Source organism: Bradyrhizobium sp. (assembly GCF_049581145.1).
In the GTDB taxonomy this organism is placed as follows: Bacteria; Pseudomonadota; Alphaproteobacteria; order Rhizobiales; family Xanthobacteraceae; genus Bradyrhizobium.
In genome coordinates this window covers 1-2,501 of the sequence record NZ_JBAURI010001187.1, presented here as the reverse complement: position 1 = coordinate 2,501, position 2,501 = coordinate 1, and the positions used below count along the sequence as shown (strand labels likewise).

At 66.1% G+C, this 2,501-nt stretch carries 2 protein-coding genes and 1 pseudogene; all 3 read left to right on the top strand.

Features of this window, described 5'->3' with window-relative positions; all coding sequences use genetic code 11:
* Positions 1 to 427 (top strand): annotated as a pseudogene (locus WCB02_RS37740) (hypothetical protein); the annotation flags it as partial.
* A 369-nt stretch (positions 428 to 796) separates the two neighbouring features.
* A complete protein-coding gene (locus WCB02_RS37735; protein ID WP_423967075.1) occupies positions 797 to 1,609 on the top strand; it encodes a uridine kinase in 813 nt (270 codons plus the stop codon).
* Between the two features lie 13 nt (positions 1,610 to 1,622).
* Entirely contained in the window at positions 1,623 to 2,456 is an 834-nt protein-coding gene (locus WCB02_RS37730; protein ID WP_423967073.1) for a molybdenum storage protein subunit alpha, read from the top strand.
* Positions 2,457 to 2,501 lie beyond the last annotated feature (45 nt).

The following is a 2,501-nucleotide window of genomic DNA, read 5'->3' as shown; positions in this document are numbered from 1 at the left end:
CGCGCTTTCGGACCGCGCCACGCGCGGACTGAGCGAGGCCGAGCGGATGGCCTTGCGCAAGCCGTGTCCATTCGTCGTCCGCGGGGTCTGCGTTGTCCATCCGGTCCGCCCGCTGGCCTGCCGCGGGCACGCTTCGTTCGACCGGCGGGCCTGCGCCGGCGCTGCTGCGGGCAGGGATGTCGAGGTCCCGTTGTCCGAACCGCATTGGGCGCTGCGGGGATTGGTGCAGTCCGCATTGCAATCGGCGCTGCGGACCGCCGGATTGTCCTGGGGCGTCTATGAGATGAACCAGGGGCTTATGCTGGCGCTGGATCGCAGGTCGCGCGATGAGGCATGGCTTGGCGGCAGCGACAGCCTCGCGCCGGCTGCTGTCGAGTTCGACTGGATGGCGGCCGCGGCACGCTTCGATGCCCTGCTCGCAACATGAGCCGATTTCGGCGCGATGTGTCGACGCGTCTCAGGGGACTTGAGCAGTCTAAGGCCTTGAGCCGAAACGGCATAATACCCAAACCTGTATAAGAACATACATAGCTTATTGAAAAATAACAATATCATTGGTGCCGGATTGACGCGCGAGCAAAAATCCTTCTTTCATCAGGGCTGAGGATGTAACCCTGCAGGCTCTCCATCGAGCCCGTCGGTGGTGCTCAGGTAGCAAAAGGCTGCCTCAGGTACCGGTTCCGCGTTCCATTCAACCTAGCCCCTTGCAGAAAACCGGCGGCAGACATCGGTCCCGGGAGGCTCGCGGACCTGCCGATCGTGTCCACACGCGCCGGAAAGACGAAAGGCATTGCTCATGGCGACCACAACGGCGGAGCTCGAGGCGCTCCTAATGCAGCGTTCGCTGACCGACGCGCAGCTTGAGACGGCGGCGAACGCGGCGGCGGATTTCCGGATCCTGCCGGACGCGACAGTGATCAAGATCGGCGGCCAGAGCGTCATCGACCGCGGCCGCGCGGCCGTCTATCCGCTGGTCGACGAGATCGTGGCCGCCCGCAAGCGCCACAAGCTATTGATCGGGACCGGGGCGGGGACAAGGGCTCGCCATCTCTATTCGATCGCGGCTGGGCTGAACTTGCCAGCGGGCGTGCTCTCGCAGCTCGGCGCCTCGGTTGCCGATCAGAATGCGGTGATGCTGGGACAGCTGCTCGCGAAGTACGGTATTTCCGCGGTGGACGGTGCCGGGCTTTCGGCGGTGCCGCTCTATCTCGCCGAGGTGAACGCCGTCGTCTTCAGCGGCATGCCGCCCTACGGCCTCTGGATGCGTCCTCCTCCCGAGGGCGTCCTCCCGCCCTACCGGACCGACGCCGGATGCTTCCTCGTCGCCGAGCAGTTCGGCTGCAAGGCGATGATCTACGTGAAGGACGAAGACGGCCTCTACACCGCGAACCCGAAGACCAAGAAGGGCGCCATCCTGATCCCGAAGATCTCGGTGCCCGAGATGAAGGCCGAGGGGCTGCATGACTCGATCCTCGAATTCCCGATGCTCGACCTGCTCGAGCAGGCGCGTCACGTCCGTCAGGTGCAGGTCGTGAATGGCCTGATCCCCGGCAACCTGACCCGCGCGCTGGCCGGCGAGCACGTCGGCACCATCATCACCGCGAGCTGAAGAGAATACCGCCATGGTCGATATCAAGAACGACATCAAGCACGTCGCTTCGCCGCTCGCGCGCCAGACCCTGCTCGACGGCAAGCTGACCCGCCCCGTCGCCGGCGGGCGCCCGATCCGGCTGCTGCCCTGGCTGCAGGTCGTGAAGATCGGCGGCCGCTCCATCATGGATCGCGGCCAGGAAGCGATCCTGCCCCTCGTGGACGAGATCCGGAAGCTCTTGCCCGAACATCGTCTGCTGATCCTGACCGGTGCGGGCATCCGCGCCCGCCACGTCTACGGTGTCGGCCTCGACCTCGGCCTGCCGGTCGGCTCCTTGGCCCCGCTCGCCGCCAGCGAGGCCGGCCAGAATGGCCACATCCTCGCATCTCTGCTCGCGCCGGAGGGGGTGTCCTACATCGAGCATCCGACCATCGCGAACCAGCTCGCCATTCACCTCACGGCGGCTCGCGCCGTGGTCGGCAGCGCCTTTCCTCCGTATCACCACCACGAGTTTCCGACCTCACGCATTCCGACCCATCGGGCCGATACCGGGGCTTTTCTGATTGCCGATGCGCTTGGGGCGGCCGGCCTCACGATCGTGGAGGACGTGGATGGGGTGTACACCTCCGACCCCAAAGGTCCCGGCGGGAAAAAGGCGGAGTTGCTGCGCGAGACGAATTTCACCGAGCTCGCGAAGCTCGAGGGCACGTTGCCGTTCGATCGGGCGCTGCTCGAGGTGATGGCGAACGCGCGCCATATCGAACGCGTGCAGGTCGTGAACGGCCTGGTGCCGGGCCGGCTCACCGCCGCGCTGCGCGGCCAGCACGTCGGCTCGATCATCCACACCGGCGCGCGCCCGGCCTGAGCGCAACAATCCTGGCGTCAAGGTCGCGCACCGCTCGGCGCGCCC

Excerpts from the sequence above, each read along its gene's own strand:
- WCB02_RS37735 (WP_423967075.1), top strand. The coding sequence starts at position 797 with ATGGCGACCACAACGGCGGAGCTCGAGGCGCTCCTAATGCAGCGTTCG.
- WCB02_RS37730 (WP_423967073.1), top strand. The coding sequence starts at position 1,623 with ATGGTCGATATCAAGAACGACATCAAGCACGTCGCTTCGCCGCTCGCG.